At 44.0% G+C, this 21997-nt stretch carries 20 protein-coding genes; 13 read left to right on the forward strand and 7 right to left on the reverse strand.

Annotation, left to right across the window (positions count from 1 at the left end; genetic code table 11):
• Positions 1-150: 150 nt before the first annotated feature.
• The gene (locus B3O12_RS12385; protein WP_286756498.1) at positions 151-636 is read right to left on the reverse strand and encodes a DinB family protein; all 486 of its coding nucleotides are present in this window, start codon (positions 634-636) and stop codon (positions 151-153) included.
• Positions 637-677: 41 nt separating this feature from the next.
• Positions 678-1790, reverse strand: a complete 1113-nt coding sequence (recF, locus tag B3O12_RS12390) for a DNA replication/repair protein RecF (RefSeq protein WP_286756499.1) — start codon at positions 1788-1790, stop codon at positions 678-680.
• A gap of 110 nt (positions 1791-1900) precedes the next feature.
• On the opposite strand from recF, the gene pdhA reads away from it, so the two are divergent.
• The 5 genes from pdhA (at position 1901) to B3O12_RS12415 (ending at position 6223) form a co-directional block, all read left to right on the forward strand.
• Positions 1901-2932 carry a pyruvate dehydrogenase (acetyl-transferring) E1 component subunit alpha gene (gene pdhA, locus B3O12_RS12395; protein ID WP_189629056.1) on the forward strand — a complete coding sequence of 344 codons (1032 nt, stop codon included), beginning with the start codon at positions 1901-1903 and terminating at the stop codon, positions 2930-2932.
• Positions 2933-2991: 59 nt separating this feature from the next.
• Complete coding sequence (locus B3O12_RS12400) at positions 2992-3678, forward strand: tetratricopeptide repeat protein (protein ID WP_189629057.1); 687 nt, start codon at positions 2992-2994, stop codon at positions 3676-3678.
• A gap of 63 nt (positions 3679-3741) precedes the next feature.
• The gene (gene ribH, locus B3O12_RS12405; protein ID WP_286745363.1) at positions 3742-4218 is read left to right on the forward strand and encodes a 6,7-dimethyl-8-ribityllumazine synthase; all 477 of its coding nucleotides are present in this window, start codon (positions 3742-3744) and stop codon (positions 4216-4218) included.
• 16 nt (positions 4219-4234) lie between these two features.
• Positions 4235-5554 (forward strand): aspartate kinase, encoded by a 1320-nt coding sequence (locus tag B3O12_RS12410; RefSeq protein ID WP_286756500.1) that lies wholly within the window; start codon positions 4235-4237, stop codon positions 5552-5554.
• Between the two features lie 225 nt (positions 5555-5779).
• Positions 5780-6223, forward strand: a complete 444-nt coding sequence (locus B3O12_RS12415) for a hypothetical protein (protein ID WP_189629060.1) — start codon at positions 5780-5782, stop codon at positions 6221-6223.
• A 17-nt stretch (positions 6224-6240) separates the two neighbouring features.
• On the opposite strand, the gene lpdA is transcribed toward B3O12_RS12415, so the two are convergent.
• The 4 genes from lpdA to B3O12_RS12435 form a co-directional block, all read right to left on the reverse strand.
• The gene (gene lpdA, locus B3O12_RS12420) at positions 6241-7641 is read right to left on the reverse strand and encodes a dihydrolipoyl dehydrogenase (protein ID WP_286756501.1); all 1401 of its coding nucleotides are present in this window, start codon (positions 7639-7641) and stop codon (positions 6241-6243) included.
• A gap of 149 nt (positions 7642-7790) precedes the next feature.
• Positions 7791-8024 (reverse strand): four helix bundle protein, encoded by a 234-nt coding sequence (locus B3O12_RS12425; RefSeq protein ID WP_286756502.1) that lies wholly within the window; start codon positions 8022-8024, stop codon positions 7791-7793.
• Between the two features lie 43 nt (positions 8025-8067).
• Positions 8068-9618, reverse strand: a complete 1551-nt coding sequence (gene odhB / locus B3O12_RS12430; RefSeq protein WP_286756503.1) for a 2-oxoglutarate dehydrogenase complex dihydrolipoyllysine-residue succinyltransferase — start codon at positions 9616-9618, stop codon at positions 8068-8070.
• 12 nt (positions 9619-9630) lie between these two features.
• Positions 9631-12375: a 2-oxoglutarate dehydrogenase E1 component gene (locus B3O12_RS12435; RefSeq protein WP_286756505.1), complete on the reverse strand. Its 2745-nt coding sequence runs from the start codon at positions 12373-12375 to the stop codon at positions 9631-9633.
• Positions 12376-12619: 244 nt separating this feature from the next.
• Between B3O12_RS12435 and B3O12_RS12440 the strand changes: the two genes are divergently transcribed.
• The 8 genes from B3O12_RS12440 to B3O12_RS12475 all read left to right on the forward strand — a co-directional run bounded on the left by B3O12_RS12440 (position 12620) and on the right by B3O12_RS12475 (position 20880).
• Positions 12620-13186: a 30S ribosomal protein S16 gene (locus B3O12_RS12440; protein ID WP_189629065.1), complete on the forward strand. Its 567-nt coding sequence runs from the start codon at positions 12620-12622 to the stop codon at positions 13184-13186.
• Between the two features lie 8 nt (positions 13187-13194).
• A complete protein-coding gene (gene rimM / locus B3O12_RS12445; protein WP_286745382.1) occupies positions 13195-13737 on the forward strand; it encodes a ribosome maturation factor RimM in 543 nt (180 codons plus the stop codon).
• Complete coding sequence (gene trmD, locus B3O12_RS12450; RefSeq protein ID WP_189629067.1) at positions 13727-14404, forward strand: tRNA (guanosine(37)-N1)-methyltransferase TrmD; 678 nt, start codon at positions 13727-13729, stop codon at positions 14402-14404. The genes rimM and trmD overlap by 11 nt, the downstream gene beginning before the upstream one ends.
• Before the next feature lie 85 nt (positions 14405-14489).
• Complete coding sequence (gene rplS / locus B3O12_RS12455) at positions 14490-14843, forward strand: 50S ribosomal protein L19 (RefSeq protein ID WP_189629068.1); 354 nt, start codon at positions 14490-14492, stop codon at positions 14841-14843.
• Between the two features lie 142 nt (positions 14844-14985).
• On the forward strand, positions 14986-15759 hold the full coding sequence (gene dapF / locus B3O12_RS12460; protein WP_286756506.1) for a diaminopimelate epimerase: 774 nt from the start codon (positions 14986-14988) through the stop codon (positions 15757-15759).
• 64 nt (positions 15760-15823) lie between these two features.
• The gene (gene secA, locus B3O12_RS12465) at positions 15824-19174 is read left to right on the forward strand and encodes a preprotein translocase subunit SecA (protein ID WP_286756507.1); all 3351 of its coding nucleotides are present in this window, start codon (positions 15824-15826) and stop codon (positions 19172-19174) included.
• Positions 19167-19691 carry a hypothetical protein gene (locus tag B3O12_RS12470; protein WP_189629071.1) on the forward strand — a complete coding sequence of 175 codons (525 nt, stop codon included), beginning with the start codon at positions 19167-19169 and terminating at the stop codon, positions 19689-19691. Before secA ends, B3O12_RS12470 begins: the two co-directional genes overlap by 8 nt.
• Positions 19684-20880, forward strand: coding sequence for a M20 metallopeptidase family protein (locus B3O12_RS12475; protein ID WP_286743776.1), 1197 nt, complete (start codon positions 19684-19686; stop codon positions 20878-20880). Before B3O12_RS12470 ends, B3O12_RS12475 begins: the two co-directional genes overlap by 8 nt.
• On the opposite strand, the gene B3O12_RS12480 is transcribed toward B3O12_RS12475, so the two are convergent.
• On the reverse strand, positions 20863-21864 hold the full coding sequence (locus tag B3O12_RS12480; RefSeq protein WP_189629073.1) for a hypothetical protein: 1002 nt from the start codon (positions 21862-21864) through the stop codon (positions 20863-20865). The genes B3O12_RS12475 and B3O12_RS12480 overlap by 18 nt on opposite strands.
• Positions 21865-21997 lie beyond the last annotated feature (133 nt).

Consider the following 21997-nt stretch of genomic DNA (forward strand, 5'->3'; position numbering starts at 1 on the left):
CAATTTTCGTATTTGTAGAACAAACTTAGCATCAATTTCTACAATTATGAAATTTGTTTCTTAAAAGACACAAAAAAACCACCTTTGTCAGGTGGCTCGACATTATCAATTCTCCCTCAATTTAGAGGAGGCGTCCGCAGGGCAGCTTGGTCAACGGTACTGCGGTGGATTGATGCCTTTCATTCTCAAATAGGTTACAATCTGTCCTCTGTGATGGGCATTATGATCGAGATAAGAGATGAGTCCGGCTGTGAGCTGGTCATTATTTTCCTGGGCTAAAATGAAGGCATTCATTTCATCAAACTTGGTTTTGGCCCACTCAATGAGTTCTTTTTTAGATTTGCTGTTTTCATCGCCTGGAGCCCATTGCGCTTGCCCCCCATTGGCAAAAGCTCTGTGAAAATAGTCTATACTGTAGGCAATATGATAAGCTTGGGCCGCAAAAGTTCGTTGTTCATCGTTGGGTTTAAAGTTGTAGCTCTCTTCCGGCATAGCCTCCAAAACAGCGAGGGTATATGCCTTACTGGCTTCCAATCGCTGCTTAAGCCAGTCGTAGCCTCCGTGATCCGCCATTGCAGAGCCGGTTGTAATCAACAGAGCGAAAAAGGTATAGGTAAGGGTTTTGGCAATTTTCATAAGGTTTGGGTTTTTGATACAGGTTACTTATACGTAAGAACTTACTGAATTTGTTTCCTTACCTCAACCTTACCCTGGCTTACGGTAAAAAACTTATGTTCTTGCTTAATCTTCTCAAAAATGGAGATAGAGCGTTCTGGTCGTGCATCGGTAACGAAAATTTGCCCGAAAGCATCTGAGGCTACCATCTGAATTAGCTTTTCAATGCGTAGGTCGTCTAGCTTATCGAATATATCATCGAGCAAGAGAATGGGCTTTACGCCCAGTTCATTTTTAAGGAAATCGAAGTTGGCTAGTTTAAGCGCTATCAGATATGATTTCTGCTGTCCCTGAGACCCAAATTTCTTTACTGGCTTTCCGTCCATTAGAAAAACAAATTCATCTTTATGTGTGCCCCTGTTTGTTCTTTTAAGAATAAGATCCTTTTTCTGCGAATGACGGAACTTCTCTTCAATTCCCTCCGAAAAATCAGACTCATAGTCTATTTCTATGGTCTCCCGTTGTCCGCTCAACATGGCATAGTGCTCTACCAATAATGGCTTAAATACCGCTATAAACTCCTTACGTACCTCATACACCTTTTGACCTAAATCGAGCAACTGCTTGGTAAAAGGCTCCAGTAAGTCGGCATCGAAGCGGTCTTGCTCGGCAAACTGTTTCAGCAAACTATTTCTTTGTTTCAGCGCGTGGTTGTAGGCGATAAGGTTGTTTAGATAGCCTTGATTGACCTGCGAAATAATGGCATCGAAAAATTTACGTCTGTCTTCGCTAGTACCTCTGATTACATCGGTATCGTTTGGAGCAATAAGCACTGTAGGGAACTTGCCAATATGTTCACTAGCCCGTTTGTAGGGTTTGTTATCCAGCTTGATGCTCTTTTTTTTGCCTGCCTGATAGGCACAAAGCACTGTCCGTTCTTTTTGGTTTTGAGAAAAAGTGCCCTTTATAGAAAAGAAGTCTGCCTCGTGTAAAATACACTGCAGGTCTTGGGCTTGGTCGGCACTTTTGGTAAAAGACAGATAGAAAATGGCATCCAGCAAATTGGTTTTGCCACTACCGTTTTCTCCCAGAAAACAGTTTATCTGGCTGGAAAAGGCCACATGAGCTTCTTTATAGTTTTTATACTGAATGAGTCGAATGAATTGAAGATGCATTTTCTAACCGAAAGCCGATTTAATTTCAAAGTTGAACGTTTTTGTCTTATTTTCGCACTCCTATTTAAACGATTGAGAATTAAAGGTTTCAACCTTTTAAAAAACAATACATGGCAGCAGCAAAAGGTAGCACTAAAGCTAAAGCAAAAAAAGAGTCTAAGTTTTCGAAAGAGACTTACATGTTTTGGTACGAAAACATGCTTTTGCAGAGAAGGTTCGAGGAGAAAGCGGGAATGCTTTACGGCCAGCAGAAAATTAGAGGTTTTTGTCATTTATATATTGGGCAGGAAGCTTGTTCGAGCGGAGCAGTTACTGCTCTAAAAGAGGGCGATAAGTGGATTACCGCGTACAGAGACCATGGCCAGCCTTTGGCTCTGGGTTCTGACCCAAAGAAGGTTATGGCCGAACTTATGGCCAAAGCCACCGGAATTTCCAAAGGTAAAGGCGGATCTATGCACATGTTCGACAGAGAGAAAGGATTCTTTGGTGGACACGGAATAGTAGGTGGCCAGGTGCCGCTTGGAGCTGGTATTGCTTTTGCCGAGAAGTATAACAAAACCGATAACCTGTGTATCTGTATGATGGGTGACGGTGCCGTGCGTCAGGGAGCTTTTCATGAAGCACTCAATATGGCCATGACCTGGAAGTTGCCCGTGATTTTTGTTATTGAAAACAACGGATATGCTATGGGTACTTCTGTGCAACGCACATCGAACGTAACAGAACTCTACACCCTGGGTGAGGCCTACGACATGCCATCTGCTCCGGTAGATGCCATGAATCCGGAAAATGTTCACGTGGCCGTGGAAGAGGCTGCCGATAGAGCCAGAAGAGGTGATGGACCAACTTTGTTGGAGTTTAGAACCTACCGATACAAAGGGCATTCAATGTCGGATCCGGCTAAGTACAGAACCAAAGAGGAGCTGAACGAATATAAGGATCGTGACCCCATAGAATATGTGAAGTCTAAGATTCTTGAAAACAAGTGGGCCACCGAAAAGGAGCTCAAAGAAATAGACACTAAAATAAAGGCTCAGGTAGAAGAGTGTGTGAAGTTTGGAGAGGAGTCTCCTTATCCAGATCCTTCAGAAGCTTACAAAGATGTTTACGTTCAGGAAGATTACCCGTTCATCACTGAATAGGTTTTAACCCTTTGTTTTACAACAATTTCTTTATATTTGCGACCTAATTTTTGAGAGAGATGGCGGAGAAAACTTCATCAGAAGGAAAAAGCACTAACAAGCCCGAAGGCACTATTGAAAAGTTCAAGAAAGAAGTAGGCCCGGTGGGTTTTGTGGGGGCAATCGTTGGTTTGGCAGTTATTGTATTGGCTAGTGGTATCTTCCTTTGGAATTACCGCACACAGCAGCGCAATATCGATGCTCAAAACGAAATTTTTCAGGCACAGTATTACTACGAGAGCGATAGCCTGGAGCTAGCACTTCTTGGCGATGGTAGAAACCTGGGCTTTTTGGACATTATGGATATTTACAGCGGAACAGAGGTAGCTAACTTGGCTCACTTCTATGCCGGTGCCAGCTACCTGAAGCAAAGAGACTTTGAAAAAGCTCTCGAATACTTAAAAGGATTCTCTACTTCTGAAATTTTGGTTCAGGGCAGGGCATACAGCCTTATTGGCGATGCCTACATGGAGTTAGGCAACTTTACAAAAGCTGCCGATAGCTACGAGAAAGCAGCTAACACAGTAGACGATTCGTATTTTTCTCCGGCATACTTATTAAAGGCTTCACTGGCCCATGAAAAGGCCTCTGATCTTAAGGCCGCTATAGCCGCCTTAGATAAGATTGTAAAGGAGTATAAAAATGCTCCCGAAGTAATGGAAGCACGAAAGCAGAAATCACGTTTGGAAGTCCTTGCCGGGCGTTAATAAAAACAAAAAATTAACGAGAAAGGTAAGGCACATGTCTTACCTTTTTTTATTCATAAGAAAATGGCATCTAACGAAAAAAACCTTAGCGAATACAGCAGCACAAACATAAAGCCCATTGGCGAACGTAAGTTTGCCATTGTGGTGTCTGAGTGGAACGAAGAAATTACAGAAGCGCTCTACCATGGAGCTTACAGTACGTTGATACAGCACGGAGCCTCTAAACAGAACATTATCAGAAAAAATGTTCCCGGAAGCTTTGAGCTGACACTGGGCGCACAATGGATGGCTCAAGATAACTCAGTTGATGCAGTAATCTGTATTGGCTGTGTCATTCAGGGAGAAACGAAACATTTCGATTTTATATGTGATGCCGTGGCCCATGGCATTACCAATGTGTCGCTCAAGTATAATAAGCCGGTAATTTTTGGTGTACTCACCCCCAACACTAAGAAACAAGCGCTCGACAGAGCAGGAGGTAAATATGGCAACAAGGGCGATGAAGCGGCCATAACCGCAATTAAAATGTTGGGCTTCTAATTGTTTTCGAAAAACCATGCAGGTATACAAATTTGGAGGAACTTCTGTGGGCAGGCCGGAGCGCATGCATGCAGTGGCCGATCTTATAACGAGAGACTCAGAGCGTAAGGTAGTGGTGCTATCGGCACTTTCAGGCACTACCAATAGTCTGGTGAGTATAGGCGAGTCTTTGGCGGCCGATAGACGAGAGGAGGCTATGGAGAAGATCAATTCACTAAGGCTACACTACAACCAGTTTATTCAGCAACTTCTTGGTACCGCAGAGAAACGGGCAGAGGCAGAGGAGGTAATTCACGAACACTTTGAATTTCTAAAAATAACGCTCAAAATATCGTTCAATGAAGCCCTGAGCAGAGATATTCTTGCCCAGGGTGAGCTAATGTCTACCAAGCTTTTCACCCTATTGTTACAAGAGCGAAATATTGAGGTGCAGCTTTTACCGGCCTTGGAGTTTATGCGAACCAATGAGGACCATGAGCCTGATTTGGAGTATATCTCCAAGCACCTGCAGGCAAAGATCGACCAGTTTGCCAACTGTGGCCTGTTCATTACTCAGGGCTATATATGCAAAAACCACAAGGGAGAAATAGATAACCTTCAGCGTGGAGGAAGTGACTATACAGCCTCGTTAGTAGGGGCGGCTATTCGTGCCGATGAGGTGCAGATTTGGACGGATATTGATGGCATGCATAATAACGACCCTCGCGTGGTAGATAAGACCTATCCCATAGCGGAGCTGTCGTTCGATGAAGCGGCTGAGCTGGCTTACTTTGGAGCCAAAATATTGCATCCGGCATCGATCTGGCCTGCTCAAAAATATGGAATCCCGGTCAAGCTGCTCAACACCATGCAGCCCGAGGCCAAAGGAACAGTGATCAGCACCTCCACCATTTCGGCCGATGTAAAAGCTGTGGCGGCTAAGGATGGTATTACTGCTATAAAAGTGAAGTCTACCCGAATGCTTCTGGCCTATGGTTTTCTGCGAAGAATTTTCGAGATATTCGAGAAATACAAAACACCTATTGATATGATCACCACCTCTGAGGTGGCCGTTTCGGTAACTATAGATCACGATGAGTTTTTAGACAAGATTGTGGCAGAGCTAAGTCAGTTTGGACAGGTGGAAGTAGACAAAGGCCAAACTATAATTTGCATTGTGGGTAATTTTGTGGCCGAACAGAAGGGTATAGTGAGCAATATATTCGATGCCCTAAAGGATACCCCTATCCGAATGATTTCTTATGGGGGCAGCAGACACAATATTTCATTACTGACTGATAGTACTAATAAAGAACATGCACTTAAAGTCTTGAATCAACATTTATTTAACCTGTAATCTCATATTGGGAATTTAGTCCATATTGGGTTTTTAGGAAGCTGAAAAAAGAGTATGTCTGATAGGCATACTCTTTTTTTTGTTTTGAAATATCTGGCGTTAACTATTTAATAATCAGTCGACTGGGTTTTCTTGAGCTTAAGGTGATTACCAAGATTGTGCAGAAGAACTCATTGGGCAAAATGTGGAAGGGCCTTTGTAATAAGTTTTGGAAAGACCAGAACTATGAAAAAAATTATCGCTCTTTTAACCTTACTTGTTGCCGCATTTTCATGCGCTAACGAGACATATCTCTTTGCCGATAAAAAGCAAGAAGAGGCACTGGCACAGCACAGCCAGGCACTTTTGGGTCGGTGGGCTCCTGAGAAGGCTCCTAACGACCAGTTTATGGTTGGGTTTAAACAGGTAGAAGAAGGCATGGCCTTGCAGACGCCATCGGGAACTAAAATGGTTCAGAATATTCAACCCGTTGGAGCATTGGGCCTGGCTATTCATTTGACTGATGGTAATGTGAGCCGTAAGGTTATGGCGCAGTTCACTTCTTACCAACGCACTACTTTGGTGCTCATGAATACTGAAGGATTAGACCTGGGAATAGGCTCTCAATACCCTCTTGTATTGCGCAAAACAAAAGAGGAGACCGTTACTACAGCCTCCTCTATGAAGTAAGTTGGTTTTATGTGGCCTTAAATATGCAGCGCTCTGTTGTCGGTGGCTGCCAAACAGGCCTCTTTAAACGCTTCGGTGTAAGTTGGATGCGCATGAGACATGCGGCCAATGTCTTCTGCACTGGCTCTGTATTCCATGGCCACTACGGCTTCTGCAATCATATCGGCTGTTCTTGGGCCAATCATATGAACACCGAGAATCTCATCGGTGTTTTTGTCGGCCAGCACTTTCACAAGTCCATCAGTATCCATAGAGGCCCTGGCTCTGCCCGATGCCTTGAAAGGGAATGATCCTGTTTTGTACGCAATGCCTTTCTCTTTGAGTTGCTCTTCAGTGTAGCCTACAGCGGCTACTTCAGGCCAGGTATATACCACTCCTGGAATCAGGTTGTAGTTAATGTGCGGCTTTTGCCCGGCCATTACTTCTGCTACAAACGAACCTTCTTCTTCAGCCTTGTGAGCGAGCATAGCCCCTTTAATTACATCGCCAATAGCATAAATGTTATCGGCAGAAGTTTTGAGGTGCTCGTCTACTTCTATTCTGCCTCTGTCGTCTGTTTTGATCCCCACATTTTCCAGTCCTAAACCTTCAGTGTAAGGCTTTCGGCCTATAGAAACCAGGCAATAGTCGCCTTTAATTTCTACAGTTTCACCCTTTTTGTTCTCGGCCTTTACCGTTACCGTTTTGGCGGTGCTCTTTACCTCAGTTACTTTATGACCCAAATAGAAGTTGAAGCCTAGCTTCTTCAGCGACTTCTTTAGTTCTTTTCCCATAGTGCTGTCCATAGAAGGAATGATCTCATCCATAAACTCAACCACAGAAACTTCAGCTCCTAGTCTGCCATAAACCGAGCCCAGCTCCATACCAATTACTCCACCACCAATCACAATCATGTGTTTTGGCACTTCTTTGAGTTCAAGGGCTTCGGTAGAGGTAATGATTCTTTTCTTATCAATTTCTATAAAGGGAAGAGAGGCGGGTTTAGAACCGGTGGCAATAATTACCTTATCAGTTTCCACAGTGGTTTCTTTACCATCCTTATCGGTAACTTTAATATGCGTTTTGTCTATGAACGAACCCAGGCCGTGGTGCACGTCTATTTTGTTTTTCTTCATTAAAAAAGAAATGCCATTCACATTGTCCTTTACCACCCCTCTTTTGCGCTCAATCATTTGATCGAGATTTACCTTTAGATTGTCTAACTCAATACCGTGTGTCTTAAAGGTGTGGGCAGCGTTGTGGTAATGCTCGGAAGAATCGAGTAGAGCTTTGGAGGGTATACAGCCTACATTCAGGCAGGTTCCACCAAGCGTATCGTATTTTTCTATGATGGCAGTTTTCATGCCTAGCTGAGCGCATCTGATTGCTGCTACATATCCACCAGGGCCTGAACCAATAACTGTTACATCGTATTTCATATTGTCGTATTTAGTTCTAAGTACATGGTACTTAGATGGGTTTGTTTTTGAGACTTTTGTCGTTCGAACAAGCTCATTAGTTCTTTGGAGAACTTACGTTGCGTCTCCCGTTAGAAACCTGAGCCTCTCGGCTATGATTAGTTCTGTTTCTACTCTAAAGTAGAATTCTGGGCTAATCCATTAAGCTGGTCGAGTTCTTCACCTGAACTATCGCCAGCACCTTTTGCAATCTTTAATGAAGCTGACAAGGCAGCTCTTTTGATTTGACTCGTTAGCCTAATCCTTTCATTATCACGAATGTGCCCGTTCAGGGTATAAACTTCAACCGTTAGGGTTGTTACTTTTTCTAAACAGCCACTCCATGTTTTTGTGTATGTGTTCATGGATTTCTATCTGCCGGCCGGGCCGGGTATCAGATAATCCAGGCTAAACACCGAGCAACAGTCTGGTTGGGTCTTCCAACAATTCCTTCACTCTTACAAGGAAGCTCACTGACTCACGACCATCAATGATTCTGTGATCATAAGAAAGAGCTACATACATAATAGGTAGGATTTTTACCTCGCCATTAACCGCCATGGGCCGCTCCACAATGTTGTGCATACCAAGTATGGCCGACTGAGGAGCATTAATGATTGGAGTAGATAGCATAGAGCCAAAGATACCTCCATTGGTAATGGTAAAGGTTCCTCCGGTCATTTCATCGATAGTAAGCTTATTGTCGCGGGCTTTGGTAGCCAGTCTTACCACTTCTTTTTCTATCTGGTCAAAGCTTAAGGTTTCTGCATTTCTTATAACAGGAACCATCAATCCTTTTGGAGCCGATACAGCAATGGAAACGTCTACGTAGTCGTGGTAAACTATTTCATCGCCATTAATTTGAGCGTTTACGGCAGGCCATTCTTTCAGGGCCATCGTAACGGCTTTGGTGAAGAAAGACATAAAGCCAAGGTTTACCTCATACTTCTCCTTGAACTTCTCCTTGTATTGCTTTCTCAAATCCATAATAGGCTTCATGTTCACCTCGTTGAAGGTGGTGAGCATAGCCGTTTCGTTTTTCACAGAAACTAGCCTTCTGGAAACCGTCTTTCTTAGCGAAGACATTTTTTCCCTTCTTTCTCCTCTTCCTTCAGTGCTATGGGCAATGCTGGTAGAAGTACCGGCTGTGCTTGGTTGCTTCGGAGCTTCTTTGGAAGGAATTTTGGCGTTTTCTGCGTCTTCTTTGGTAATACGGCCGTCTTTACCGGTGCCTTTAATTTGAGAGGCATCAAGGCCTCTTTCGGCAATAATCTTGGCAGCTGCCGGAGAAGCATGACCAGTGGCATAACTTTCTTTAGAAGGTGCTCCAGATTGATTTGCTGAACTGTTTTCCTGGCTGTCTTTATTTCCGGAAGAACTAGCCGGAGCTCCCCCTTCAGTTACTTCTATTTTGCAAATGAGTGCGCCAATTTCCAGTGTAGAGCCTTCTTCTGCAACTATTCTCAAAATACCATTGGCTTCGGCCGGAAGCTCAAAAGTGGCTTTGTCTGAATCAACTTCAGCAATTACTTCATCAAGCTCCACATAGTCTCCATCACTCTTAAGCCAACTGGAGATGGTTACTTCTGTAATGGATTCTCCAACGGTTGGTACCGTCATTTCCTTTATTTCTCCGGTAGACTTTGGTCCTGCGGAAGAATCCTGAGCCTGAGAAGATGAACCAGATGTCTCTTCTTTAGAAGAGCTGCTGCTATTTCCCTGGGCTTCTGTGTCAATCAGGCAAACCACCTCTCCGATTTCAAGGGTAGCTCCTTCTTCGGCTTTGATGGTTAGTTTACCCGCTGCTTCCGCATTCAGTTCGAAAGTAGCTTTGTCTGATTCCAGTTCGCAGATGACTTCGTCCATTTCTACAAAGTCTCCATCCTTTTTAAACCATTGTGCAATGGTTACTTCTGTGATCGATTCGCCAACGGCAGGAATTTTTATTTCCAAACTCATGATGCTAATATTTTATGCGAAAGCTTTGTCTAAAATTTGTTCTTGTTCTTGTGCGTGTACTTTGGCAAAGCCGGTTGCTGGTGAAGCACTGGCCTTGCGAGAAATAAGCTTAAAGCTTCTTTCCGGGTAAATGCGTTGAATGTAGTTCCAATAGCCCATGTTCTCGGGCTCTTCTTGCAACCACACAAACTCCTTGGCTTTGTTGTACTGGTTCAACAGTTCTTCTACCTGAGTTTTTGGGAATGGATGCAGTTGTTCTATTCGAATAAGCGCTACATCTTTGGTTTTATCTTTTTCCCTTCTTTCCAGCAGATCGTAATAGACTTTTCCGCTACAAAGCACAACTTTTCGGGCAGATGCAGCTTTTACTTCAGGGTCGCCAATTACTTCTTTGAACCTTCCTGTGCTAAACTCTTCTAATGGGGAGATAGCTTTAGGATGTCTCAACAAAGACTTGGGAGACATAACCACCAATGGTTTTCTAAAGTCCCAGGTAAGTTGTCGTCTTAAAGCGTGGAAGAAATTGGAAGGAGTGGTAATGTTGGCCACTATCATGTTATACTCTGCACAAAGCTGCAAATAGCGCTCGGGGCGAGCATTAGAGTGTTCAGGTCCCTGACCTTCATAGCCATGCGGCAACAGAAGCACCAGTCCGTTCATGCGTTGCCATTTAGACTCTGAGCACGAAATGAACTGATCGATCATTACCTGAGCCCCGTTAGCAAAATCGCCAAACTGGGCTTCCCAAATGGTTAACGCATTTGGGTTGGCCATGGCATAACCAAACTCAAAGCCCATAACACCAAACTCTGAGAGTAGTGAATTATATATTTCAAACTGCTGCTCGGATCCTTCCAGATGATTAAGGCTGTTGTAGGCTTCATTGGTGTTGGCATCGTGCAAAACGGCATGTCTGTGAGAGAAGGTACCACGCTGAACATCTTGTCCCGTAAGCCTTACAGGCTTGCCATCGAGCATTAAAGTACCGTAAGCCAATAGTTCTCCTCCGGCCCAGTTTACCTGTTTATCTTTGAAGAACATGTCTTTACGTTGCTTCAGCTGTTTTTCAATTTGCTTAATGGGCTTAAAGCCTTTTGGCAACTTGGTGAGTGCTTCGGCAACCTTATTAATCTTAGCCTCTGAAGCTCCGGTTTCCGGTGAAAGATCGAAATCTTCCGGTTTGGATCTCCTAAGGTTTCTCCATTCTTCCTCCAGCGGTTGGTATACATAGGGTAAAGGTTTTTGCTTTACCATATTAAGTCTGTCTTGAAGCAGCTCCCTGAACTCCGCATCCATGGTTTTTGCTAGTTCTGCTTCTACCTCACCCATTTCTATAAGTTTCTTGTTGTAGACCTCTCGCGGGTTAGGGTGTTTGCTTATCACATTGTATAGCGAGGGCTGGGTGAATTTGGGCTCGTCACTTTCATTGTGTCCATGTCTGCGGTAGCAAACCATATCCACAAAAATGTCATCGCCAAACTTTTGTCGGTATTCCGTTGCAAACTGTACGCAGAAAACCACTGCTTCAGGATCGTCACCATTTACATGGAGAACCGGGGCATCTATAATTTTAGCTACATCTGTACAGTAAATGCTTGAGCGGGCATCGTCAAAGTCGGTTGTAAATCCAACCTGGTTGTTAATTACAAAGTGAATGGTACCACCGGTTTTGTAGCCATCTAACTGGCTCATCTGCACTACTTCGTACACAATGCCCTGGCCGGCAACAGCCGCATCGCCATGAATTAATACAGGCAATACTTTGGAACGATCGCGGCTGTATTCAGCATCGCCTTTGGCGCGCACAAAACCTTCCACAACCGGGTTTACAGCTTCCAGGTGCGAAGGGTTGGGGGCTAGTTTTATCTCTATGGTGTTTCCGCTTGGGGTATTTACCTGGCTGGAGAATCCCATGTGATATTTTACGTCACCATCGCCCATGGTTAGGTCTGGTGTGGCATTCCCTTCAAACTCATTGAAGATTTGTTCGTAGGTTTTGCCCATAATATTGGCCAAAACGTTTAGCCGCCCGCGGTGAGCCATTCCAATCATCACTTCCTGCACACCCAGTTCGGCTCCTTTGTTAATAATGGCATCTAAGGCGGCTATGGTAGTTTCGCCACCTTCCAACGAAAATCTTTTTTGGCCGAGATATTTCGTGTGAAGGAAGTTTTCGAATACCACCGCTTCATTTAACTTTTTCAGAATTCGCTTTCGCTGTTCTTTCGATGGCTTAAAGTTTAATGCGTCTTTTTCAATTTTTTCACGAAGCCACTTCAGCTTTTCGGGGTCGCGAACATACATGTATTCAAACCCAACGGTTCCTTCGTAGATGTACTTTAACGATTCAATAATCTTTCGAAGGGGAGCTCGGCCAATACCAATTTCTTCACCACAATTGAACTCTGTATCCAGATCGGCATCGGATAGGCCAAAGTCTTGAAGGTCGAGAATAGGCTTCCTATCTTTTCGCTCCCTTACCGGGTTGGTTTTTGAGCGTAGGTGAGCACGGGTTCTGTAGGCGTGTATCAGGTTGCGAACATTTACCTCCTTGTCTGACACAATGCCAGACGGTGCTGAGCTTTTAGCGGCTTTTTCGCTGCCCGGGAGCATAGGAAATGCCTCTTGGGCAAACTCGAAACCTTCGAAAAACTTCTTCCAGCCCTCATCGACACTCGAAGGGTCTTGTGCATACTGCTGATACAACGATTCTATTGCCTTGGGGTCGGCATTACTGATGTATGAAAATTTATCCATGTGCAGGAAATTACCTCTGAATGCGACAAAGGTACTCTATTCGTTTAGCTATTAAAAACCGTATAAACGGTTTTACGAATTCGATTGATATTGAGTTGTTAACTTACGTTTTGAGTGAGCTTTGTTCATAATTTTCAAGAGCGGTGTGTTTTTATTTAAAAAGCCCTTATCTTTGCAGTCCTTTTTCGGGACGTGTTCCCAATGAAGAAGTGAGGACGTGATCCTCGTAAACCATAAATGTAAAATGGCAGTAAAAATCAGATTGGCCAGAAGAGGCCGTAAGAAAAGAGCAATGTACGATGTAGTCATTGCCGATGCTAGAGCACCACGAGATGGTCGCTTTATTGAGAAAATCGGAACGTATGATCCGAATACTAACCCGGCATCAATCAACTTGGATAACGACAAGGCGTTCCAGTGGTTGATGAACGGAGCTCAACCAACCGATACTGTGAAGGCTATGCTTTCATACAGAGGGTTGATGTTGAAAAAGCACCTTCAAATAGGTGTTATTAAAGGAGCACTTACTCAGGAAGAAGCTGATAAGAAATTTGAAGCTTGGTTGGCTGAGAAGGACGCTAAAATCCAAGGCAAATCAGACAAGCTTGCTCAGGAGAAAGAAGCAGCCAGAAAAGCTAAGCTGGAAGCTGAAGCCAAAGTAAATGCTGCAAGAGCAGAAGCGTTGGCGGCTAAGAAAGCAGAAGCAGAAGCTGCTGCCAAGGCAGAAGAAGAGGCTACCGAAGAAGCTGAGGCAGAAGTAGAAGCATCGGCCGAGGAGCCTGCTGCTGAAGAAGGCGAGTCTAAGGAATAAGTCCGGCCATGACGCTTGATGATTGCTTTCAGTTGGGTTATATCATCAAACCGCATGGTTTAAAAGGAGAGCTGCAGTTGTTTTTAGATGTGGATTCTCCTTCAGACTACCGAAATTTGGAATCAGTTTTTGTTCGCAAAGGACAACAGCTGGTTCCTTTTTTTATTGAAAGCCTTCAGGTGGGGCCTACCAAAGCCATAGTAGCGTTTGAAGACATCGTTTCATTAGAGCAAGCAGAGGAGCTTAGAGGGCTGGAGTTGTATCTTCCTCTTAGTTTTTTACCTGCTGCAGGAGCCAATGAGTTTTACCTGCACGAAATTGAAGGCTTTATAGTAGTTAACCAGGAAGGGCAGCCCCTTGGCGCAATAAATAACATTGTGGAAAGTGGGCCTCAGTTGATTTTTGTGATAGAAAATGAGCAAGGAGTAGAAATACTACTGCCCTATCAAAAGCAATTACTAATCCGTATAGATCGGGAGAACAAGGAAATTCACCTGACCGTACCGGAAGGACTGGTAGAGGTATACACCAACCCAACTGATGAGAATTGATATTATCACCTGCTTGCCAAGACTGTTAGACAGTCCTTTTTCGCACTCTATCTTACAGCGTGCTCAGGAAAAGGGCTTGGTAGAAGTGGTGGTTCATGACTTACGCCAATGGGCTACCAATAAGCAAAAGCAGCTCGATGACTACGCCTATGGTGGAGGTGCAGGCATGGTGATGATGATAGAGCCCATTGACCGCTGTATCTCTCAACTGAAGAGCGAAAGGGCCTACGATGAGATTATTTATATGACCCCGGATGGTGCCAGATTAAATCAAGGCATGGCCAACCAGCTTTCACTAAAAAAGAACCTTATTATACTTTGTGGGCATTATAAGGGGGTAGACGAGCGGGTTAGAGAGGCTTTTATTACGCGAGAAGTTAGCATTGGAGACTACGTGTTGTCTGGTGGTGAGTTGGCTGCTGCAGTATTGTCTGATGCCATTATTCGGCTAATACCGGGGGTGTTGTCAGATGAGACCTCCGCTTTAACGGATTCGTTTCAGGATAATCTACTGGCTCCACCTGTATATACCAGGCCGGCAGAGTATAAGGGCATGAAGGTTCCCGAGGTATTACTTAGCGGCCATCAACAAAAAATTGAAGATTGGAGGGCTCAAAAAGCCCTAGAAAGAACCCAGGCAAGAAGGCCTGATTTATTGAATGAATAAATTTTCCCGTAAAAGGCAGATTATCAAAAACTAATCTCTATATTTGCAGTCCGTTTTGCGGGAAGAGCTTTTAGACGAAGAAATCATGAGCGATCTTATCAAACTTATAGAGGAAGAAAACAACGAGAGAAGAGCTGAATTCCCTTCTTTCGATGCTGGTGATACTATCAATGTACACGTTAAAATTAAAGAAGGAAACAAGGAGAGAATCCAGCAGTTCCAAGGTACTGTTATACAAAGAAAGAATCCCGGAACCAACGGTGAGACTTTCACTGTAAGAAAGGTATCTGGAGGTGTAGGTGTTGAGCGAATCTTCCCTATCCTTTCTCCAAACATCGACAAAATCGAAGTATTGAGAAGAGGTAAAGTAAGAAGAGCGAGATTGTTCTACTTAAGAGGACGTCAGGGTAAAGCAGCAAGAATTAAAGAAAAGCTGTAAATCACCATTAAAGAATATAGAGAAGCCCCTTTTAGGGGCTTTTTTTATGCCCTTTTAAGTAGGTCTTTGCAATTGAGAGCGTCATTTTGTCACTATTCCAAAAAAGGCTCGTTAATTGCAGAATAGTGCGAAATCTTCAATAATGGCATTGATTGAATTTTATAAATACCAGGGTACAGGCAACGATTTTGTTATGATTGATAATCGGAACCTGACCTTCGACAAGCAAAACCTTAAAACCGTAGCTAAACTGTGCGACAGGCGCTTTGGAATTGGAGCCGATGGATTGATTCTTATTGAAACATCTACATCAGCAGACTTTGAGATGGTCTATTTTAACTCCGATGGAAGTCAGTCGCTCTGTGGAAATGGGAGTCGTTGTGCGGTAATGTTTGCCAGGTTTCTGGGTATTATCAATAATGAAACCACCTTTTTAGCCATAGATGGAGAGCACTATGCCAAAATTGAAGATCAAATAGTGCACCTTAAGATGCACGATGTGTCAGACTACGAATTAATCGGAACCGATTACCTGATAGACACCGGCTCGCCACATTACATACGTTTTGTAGAAGATACAGACCGCATAGACCCTGTGGTGGAAGGTAGGAAAGTTCGTTATTCCGATCGCTTTTCAGAAAAAGGAGTGAACGTTAACTTCCTGCAACAGGTGAATAACAACACACTGAAAATACGAACCTATGAGCGGGGAGTGGAAAACGAAACCTTGAGCTGTGGGACCGGCTGTACCGCGGCTGCCTTGTCACTGGCGCTTAAACAACCGGTAAACTCAGTGAATTTGCTGGCCATGGGAGGGCAACTCAATGTTTCGTTCAACCGGCATGACAGTGGTTTTACCGATATCTTTTTAAGTGGTCCGGCACAACATGTTTTCAGAGGTCAAATTCAGGTCTAAAGAAATAAATCAGACCTTCATAATTTATGCGCAAGCAACTAACTTTAGCAGATAATTTTAAGATATGAGTATTCTTACAAAAGGGTTAGCCAAGCTTTTCGGAAGCAAGTCAGATAGGGATATAAAGGAAGTGACCCCTTATGTTGAAGAAATCAACAAAATATATACTTCACTCGCAGGTTTATCGGACGATGAGCTAAGAGGAAAAACGGAAGAACTTAAAACAAGAATCGCCACCGACCTGAAGTCTATAGATGACCAGATTGCTGAGCTGCATGACAAAATTCAGAATCAACCAGATCTGGATATTCAGGAAAAGGAAGCCACCTTCGAAGCCATCGATAAACTGGAAGAAGATCGCAATGAGGCTCTGGAGAAAACCCTCATGACTATTTTGCCTGAGGCCTTTGCCATAGTTAAAGAAACAGCCAGAAGGTTCAAAGAAAACGGACAGCTACAGGTAACCGCTACTTTGTGGGACAGGCAACTTGCCGCAAAGGGTGATCATATTGTCATTGATGGTGATAAGGCCACCTGGAAGAACGAATGGATGGCAGCAGGTAGCCGTGTGAAATGGGAAATGCTTCATTATGATGTGCAGCTAATTGGAGGAATAGTATTGCATCAGGGTAAAATTGCCGAAATGGCTACAGGTGAGGGTAAAACCCTGGTAGCAACACTGCCTGCCTACCTGAATGCTTTGGCTGGTCGTGGAGTTCATGTAGTAACCGTAAACGATTACCTGGCCAAGCGAGACTCAGAGTGGATGGCTCCTCTCTTTCAGTTCCATGGCCTGAGCATAGACTGTATAGACAAACACCAGCCTAATTCACAGGAGAGAAGAGAGGCTTATCGATGCGACATTACCTACGGAACCAACAATGAATTTGGCTTCGATTACTTGCGCGATAACATGGCCAGAGAGTCTACTGAACTGGTTCAACGCAAGCATCATTTTGCTATGGTCGATGAGGTTGATTCCGTTTTGATAGATGAAGCCCGTACACCACTTATTATTTCAGGCCCCGTTCCAAGAGGTGATGAGCACGAATTTTATGATTTAAAACCTCGTATTCAGAAGCTGGTAGATGCCCAGAGAAAACTATGTAGTCAATACCTCAACGATGCCAAGAAGCTCATAGGAGAGGGTAATGAACAAGAAGGTGGACTGGCACTATTCAGGGCCTATAGAGGACTGCCTAAATACAAGCCGCTAATCAAGTACTTGAGTGAAACCGGGGTAAAGGCCATTTTGCAGAAGACAGAAAACTTTTATCTGCAAGACAACCAGAAGAACATGCCTCAGGCCGATGAGCCTCTATTCTTTACCATCGATGAGAAGAGTAATGCAGTAAATCTCACCGAAAGAGGAACAGAATTGATTACCGGAGAAGGTGAAGATCCAAACTTCTTCATACTCACCGATATTGGTGATGTAGTGGCTCAGTTGGAGAAAAGTGAAGGTCTGACTGATGAAGAAAAGCTCAAAAAGAAAGATGAGGCCATAAAAGACTATAGTGTAAAAGCGCAGCGTATACATACTGTAAACCAGTTGCTCAAGGCCTATACCATGTTTGAACGCGATACCGAGTACATTGTGGTAGACAACAAGGTAAAAATTGTTGACGAGCAAACCGGTAGGGTAATGGAAGGCCGAAGATACTCCGATGGTCTTCACCAGGCCATAGAGGCTAAAGAGAATGTAAAGGTTGAAGATGCCACGCAAACCTACGCAACCATTACACTTCAGAACTACTTCCGTATGTACCACAAATTGGCTGGTATGACGGGTACTGCCGAAACAGAAGCCGGTGAGTTTTGGGAAATATACAAGCTCGATACGGTGGTAATTCCAACCAACCGGCCCATACAAAGAGACGATAGACAAGACAAAGTATACAAGACCGTACGCGAAAAATTCAATGCAGTAGTCGATGAAATTGTGGAGCTTACCGAACAAGGCAGGCCTGTGTTGGTGGGTACAACTTCGGTAGAAATTTCGGAGATACTGAGCCGAATGCTCAATCTCAAGAAAATTCAGCATCAGGTGCTCAATGCTAAGCAACACGCGCGCGAAGCCGATATTGTAGCCGAGGCAGGTAAACCGGGTACTGTAACAATAGCCACCAACATGGCGGGTAGAGGTACCGACATTAAGTTGCATCCAGACTCTAAGGCCGCGGGAGGTTTGGCCATTATTGGTACCGAACGCCATGAATCGCGAAGGGTAGACCGACAGCTTCGGGGTAGAGCCGGTAGACAAGGAGACCCCGGGTCTTCACAGTTCTTTGTCTCGCTCGAAGACAACCTGATGAGACTCTTTGGTTCAGACCGGGTGGCAAAGCTAATGGACCGTATGGGGCTCAAAGAGGGTGAAATGATTCAACACTCTATGATTACCAAGTCTATTGAAAGAGCTCAAAAGAAGGTTGAAGAAAACAACTTTGGTATTCGAAAAAGACTGCTGGAGTATGACGATGTAATGAATCAGCAACGCACGGTAATCTACGACAGACGTAGAAATGCCCTGCAAGGTGAGAGGCTTCAGCTCGACATCATGAACATGATGTATGATACCTGCGAGGAAATTGTAAATAACAGTAAGCCCGCCTCAGATTACGATGCCTTTAAGCTCAACTGCATTAGCATTTTGGGGCTAGACACAAAAATTTCTGAAGATCAGTTTACAACCACCGGCCAAAACAATCTGGTGAATGACCTTTATGAAGAAGCTTTTTCGGCCTATCAGGCTAAGAATAAGCTAATAGCTGAGCGAACACTGCCGTTGATGAAACACATTCAAAAGGAGCGCGGTGCAACCGTAACCAACATTCTCTTACCGTTTACTGACGGAAAGAGACAAATTGGTGTGGCTGTCAATCTGGAGAAGACCATTGAATCGAATAATGCAGAGCTCATTAGAGCCATGGAAAAATCCATTACCCTTGGTGTAATCGACCTTACCTGGAAGGAACACTTAAGGGATATGGACGACCTGAAGCAATCGGTACAAAATGCAGTGTACGAGCAAAAAGATCCACTGTTAATCTATAAGTTCGAAGCCTTTGAGATGTTCAAAGCCTTCCTGACCAAAGTGAACGAAGAGACTATATCATTCCTTACCAAGTCTTTCATTCCGAGCGAAGACCCCAATAGGGTTCAAGAGGCTCGTTCGTCCAGAAGAGAAAACTACAACGAATCCAAAGAAGAGTCGAAAAGTGCGCTGGCCGGAAGACAAGATACGCGCAACCGACCTCCTGCTGAAAAAGTGGCGCCTATAAAGTCTGAAAAGATTTATGGAAGAAACGACAGGGTTTCGGTGCAGTACGCAGACGGTACTGTAAAAAAAGACGTTAAATTCAAGGTAGTAGAGGAAGATATTAAGAACAATAAATGTGTTGTGCTCGATGAATAAGCCATTAAAGAACCTTGCGCTGTGCCTGACTTTGGGCTGGGTGTGTTGGGCTTGTAGCCCACAAACAGTACCACAACAAACCAGCGTAATTGACTATTCGTACGAAGACGACATCACCAAGTATCGGCCTTTGTTTGAGCCGGAACAAACAAAGGAGAAGGTGAGCAATGAGGTTCAGTCTAATAGCCCCATGCGTGTTTCTTTCGATGTTTCAGACAAATTGAATGCAGTTATCGACAGCATGGTGGCCAGGAATGACAGCCTTGGAGTAATTAGTGGCTATACTGTGCTGGTTTATTCAGGTAACGATGAACTACAGGCAGGTCGAATAAGAAACCGCTTGTTCGATTTGGTGCCGGAACACGAAGCCAGGTTTAGCTACAAGCTTCCCACCTACTTTGTCAAGGTAGGACAGTTCTATCAGCAAATAGAAGCTCAGGCTCTCTACAGAAAGATTAGAAGCTACTATCCTACGGCCTCTATAGTACCCGATAAATTCCCAATAAAGAATGATTGATCAGCAAAAGGTAAAAGCGCTGGCGCAAGCCTTTGCTGCCGAAACGATTGATATTAGGAGACATATTCATGCCAATCCGGAGTTGTCGTACGAAGAATTCGAAACCGCTAAGTATGTAACCTCGCGCCTTCAAGAATGGGGTATAGCCTATAAAGAAGGTGTGGCAGGCACCGGAGTAGTTGGGCTTATCTATGGTAAAAATCCGGAAAAGTGTACAGTGGCCCTTAGAGGCGATATGGATGCTTTGCCAATCACAGAGACTAATGAGGTATCCTATAAGTCTAAGAATGAGGGAATAATGCATGCCTGTGGGCACGATGTCCATACCGCCTGCTTACTTGGGGCTGCCAGAATACTTCAGGAGTTGCGCCATAGCTTTGAAGGTACAGTTAAACTTGTTTTTCAGCCGGGAGAAGAGAAAAACCCTGGTGGCGCTTCTTTAATGATCAAAGAAGGAGTGTTAGAAAACCCAAACCCTCAGGCCATGTTTGGCCAGCATGTGATGCCATTTATACCTACAGGTAAAGTGGGTTTCAGAGAAGGAAAGTACATGGCCAGTGCCGATGAGATTTACCTGACCGTGAAAGGAAAAGGAGGGCACGCGGCTCTTCCGGAGCGTTCAGTAGACCCTATTGTTATTGCTGCACAGATAATTACCGCAATGCAACAAGTGGTTAGCCGAAGTGCAGACCCCAAAACACCCACAGTGCTCACTTTCGGAACCATACATGGAGGCCATGCTCAAAATATTATTCCTGATGAGGTGAAATTATCAGGCACTTTTAGAGCCCTTGATGAGGAATGGAGGTTTAAAGCGCATGAGCTTATTACCAACATTGCTCAGGGTATAGCCACTGGTCTTGGCGGAAGTTGCGATGTTCACATTGACGTAGGCTATCCGTATCTCTGCAACGATGAAGCTACCACTCAACTGGCTCGAAGAGCAGCTGAAGATTATCTGGGAGAAGAAAATGTGGTCGACCTGGATTTATGGCTTGGAGCCGAAGATTTTGCCTACTACAGTCACCAGGTACCATCTTGCTTTTACCGGCTGGGTACGGGCAATGAAGACAAAGGAACTACCAAGGGTGTTCATACCCCCAACTTTAATATCGATGAAGACGCCATTGAAGTTGGAATAGGTCTTATGGCCTGGATTGCCCTTAATCGGTTAAACACCAACGGTTAAGAACCTGAGCAAGAAAACCAAACCAACACTTACTGCCAGACCAAAGAATACTTTACCTAGGTCTTTGCCCAAATCTTTGAGAGTATCGTTAGAAACGGCTCCGTAAGCAAAATACTTGATACCTATTTCTCTACCTGCCAATAAGCCTAAGAATACCCAGGTGGTACTCATTGGAATGTTGTTCAGCTCTTTAAAAAACAGGAGTATCAGCGCATAAGAAAAGTCTATGATGGTGGCCGATCTGATATCCATTGTGTTGGTTTTTGACTTCACAATGCGTTGTATGGCGCCACCTTTGGAATAGAATATATAGGCCAGTAGTACCAGAAAAATACCCAGAGAGAAAATGAGATTGGCCGAAGATACCTGCCGTGGCAGGTACACATATATATTGGCGAAGTCTTGAATAAGCCACTGCGACCACAAAAATCCGGTAGAAAGCCATTGAAGAACCGTCCAAAGTTTAATCTGCTTCTTTGAAGCCGGGTTTTCTATAAAGTGCTTTTCCAGCCTTTTAGCAATGGCCAGGTAAATAAGTATTGCCACGCCAAAAGCTACTAAATAGCCCGACATGGATTTGTATACCATGTCTTCCAGATTCTTAGGGTTAAAGAAGGTAAGAATTAGAAAAGAAGTACTAACCGGTATACCATATCGAGTAATAATGAGCAGTACAATTGGTGGCAAAAGATAAGGCCATCCGAAGTTGACAATATCGGCCGGATTTTTATATACCGGATTACTAAAACTGTGACTATCGGGATCTCCTATTAGACGGCCGTAACTCACATCGCCACCATTAATAAACCAGCCGTAGACCAAAACCACACCTAGAATGGAAGCTGCGAAAATCCATAAAACCCACCACTTTCTGTGTTCATTAGAAGAAAGAAAAGTACCGAGTGTTTGAATTACGTCATTGCCGATTACAGAGTATGCTGACAATACAAAACCAACATACATTACTATTTCGAGCTGGGACATTGTGGAGGGACTTCTGAATTAAATGTTGTTAAGCATTCAAATGAAGCACAAAGCTAAAACTTCTTTTTACATAATCGGAAAACCGAGCCATGTACTATTGGTTGACTGTCAAGGAATTATGACATAATATTTT

Origin of the sequence: Roseivirga sp. UBA838, assembly GCF_002296035.1 — a bacterium.
In the GTDB taxonomy this organism is placed as follows: domain Bacteria; phylum Bacteroidota; class Bacteroidia; order Cytophagales; family Cyclobacteriaceae; genus Roseivirga; species Roseivirga thermotolerans.

Bases quoted from the DNA above. Each gene is read 5' to 3' on its own strand.
- B3O12_RS12385 (WP_286756498.1), bottom strand. From the start codon at position 636: ATGAAAATTGCCAAAACCCTTACCTATACCTTTTTCGCTCTGTTGATT.
- recF (WP_286756499.1), bottom strand. From the start codon at position 1,790: ATGCATCTTCAATTCATTCGACTCATTCAGTATAAAAACTATAAAGAA.
- pdhA (WP_189629056.1), top strand. From the start codon at position 1,901: ATGGCAGCAGCAAAAGGTAGCACTAAAGCTAAAGCAAAAAAAGAGTCT.
- B3O12_RS12400 (WP_189629057.1), top strand. From the start codon at position 2,992: ATGGCGGAGAAAACTTCATCAGAAGGAAAAAGCACTAACAAGCCCGAA.
- ribH (WP_286745363.1), top strand. From the start codon at position 3,742: ATGGCATCTAACGAAAAAAACCTTAGCGAATACAGCAGCACAAACATA.
- B3O12_RS12410 (WP_286756500.1), top strand. From the start codon at position 4,235: ATGCAGGTATACAAATTTGGAGGAACTTCTGTGGGCAGGCCGGAGCGC.
- B3O12_RS12415 (WP_189629060.1), top strand. From the start codon at position 5,780: ATGAAAAAAATTATCGCTCTTTTAACCTTACTTGTTGCCGCATTTTCA.
- lpdA (WP_286756501.1), bottom strand. From the start codon at position 7,641: ATGAAATACGATGTAACAGTTATTGGTTCAGGCCCTGGTGGATATGTA.
- B3O12_RS12425 (WP_286756502.1), bottom strand. From the start codon at position 8,024: ATGAACACATACACAAAAACATGGAGTGGCTGTTTAGAAAAAGTAACA.
- odhB (WP_286756503.1), bottom strand. From the start codon at position 9,618: ATGAGTTTGGAAATAAAAATTCCTGCCGTTGGCGAATCGATCACAGAA.
- B3O12_RS12435 (WP_286756505.1), bottom strand. From the start codon at position 12,375: ATGGATAAATTTTCATACATCAGTAATGCCGACCCCAAGGCAATAGAA.
- B3O12_RS12440 (WP_189629065.1), top strand. From the start codon at position 12,620: ATGGCAGTAAAAATCAGATTGGCCAGAAGAGGCCGTAAGAAAAGAGCA.
- rimM (WP_286745382.1), top strand. From the start codon at position 13,195: ATGACGCTTGATGATTGCTTTCAGTTGGGTTATATCATCAAACCGCAT.
- trmD (WP_189629067.1), top strand. From the start codon at position 13,727: ATGAGAATTGATATTATCACCTGCTTGCCAAGACTGTTAGACAGTCCT.
- rplS (WP_189629068.1), top strand. From the start codon at position 14,490: ATGAGCGATCTTATCAAACTTATAGAGGAAGAAAACAACGAGAGAAGA.
- dapF (WP_286756506.1), top strand. From the start codon at position 14,986: ATGGCATTGATTGAATTTTATAAATACCAGGGTACAGGCAACGATTTT.
- secA (WP_286756507.1), top strand. From the start codon at position 15,824: ATGAGTATTCTTACAAAAGGGTTAGCCAAGCTTTTCGGAAGCAAGTCA.
- B3O12_RS12470 (WP_189629071.1), top strand. From the start codon at position 19,167: ATGAATAAGCCATTAAAGAACCTTGCGCTGTGCCTGACTTTGGGCTGG.
- B3O12_RS12475 (WP_286743776.1), top strand. From the start codon at position 19,684: ATGATTGATCAGCAAAAGGTAAAAGCGCTGGCGCAAGCCTTTGCTGCC.
- B3O12_RS12480 (WP_189629073.1), bottom strand. From the start codon at position 21,864: ATGTCCCAGCTCGAAATAGTAATGTATGTTGGTTTTGTATTGTCAGCA.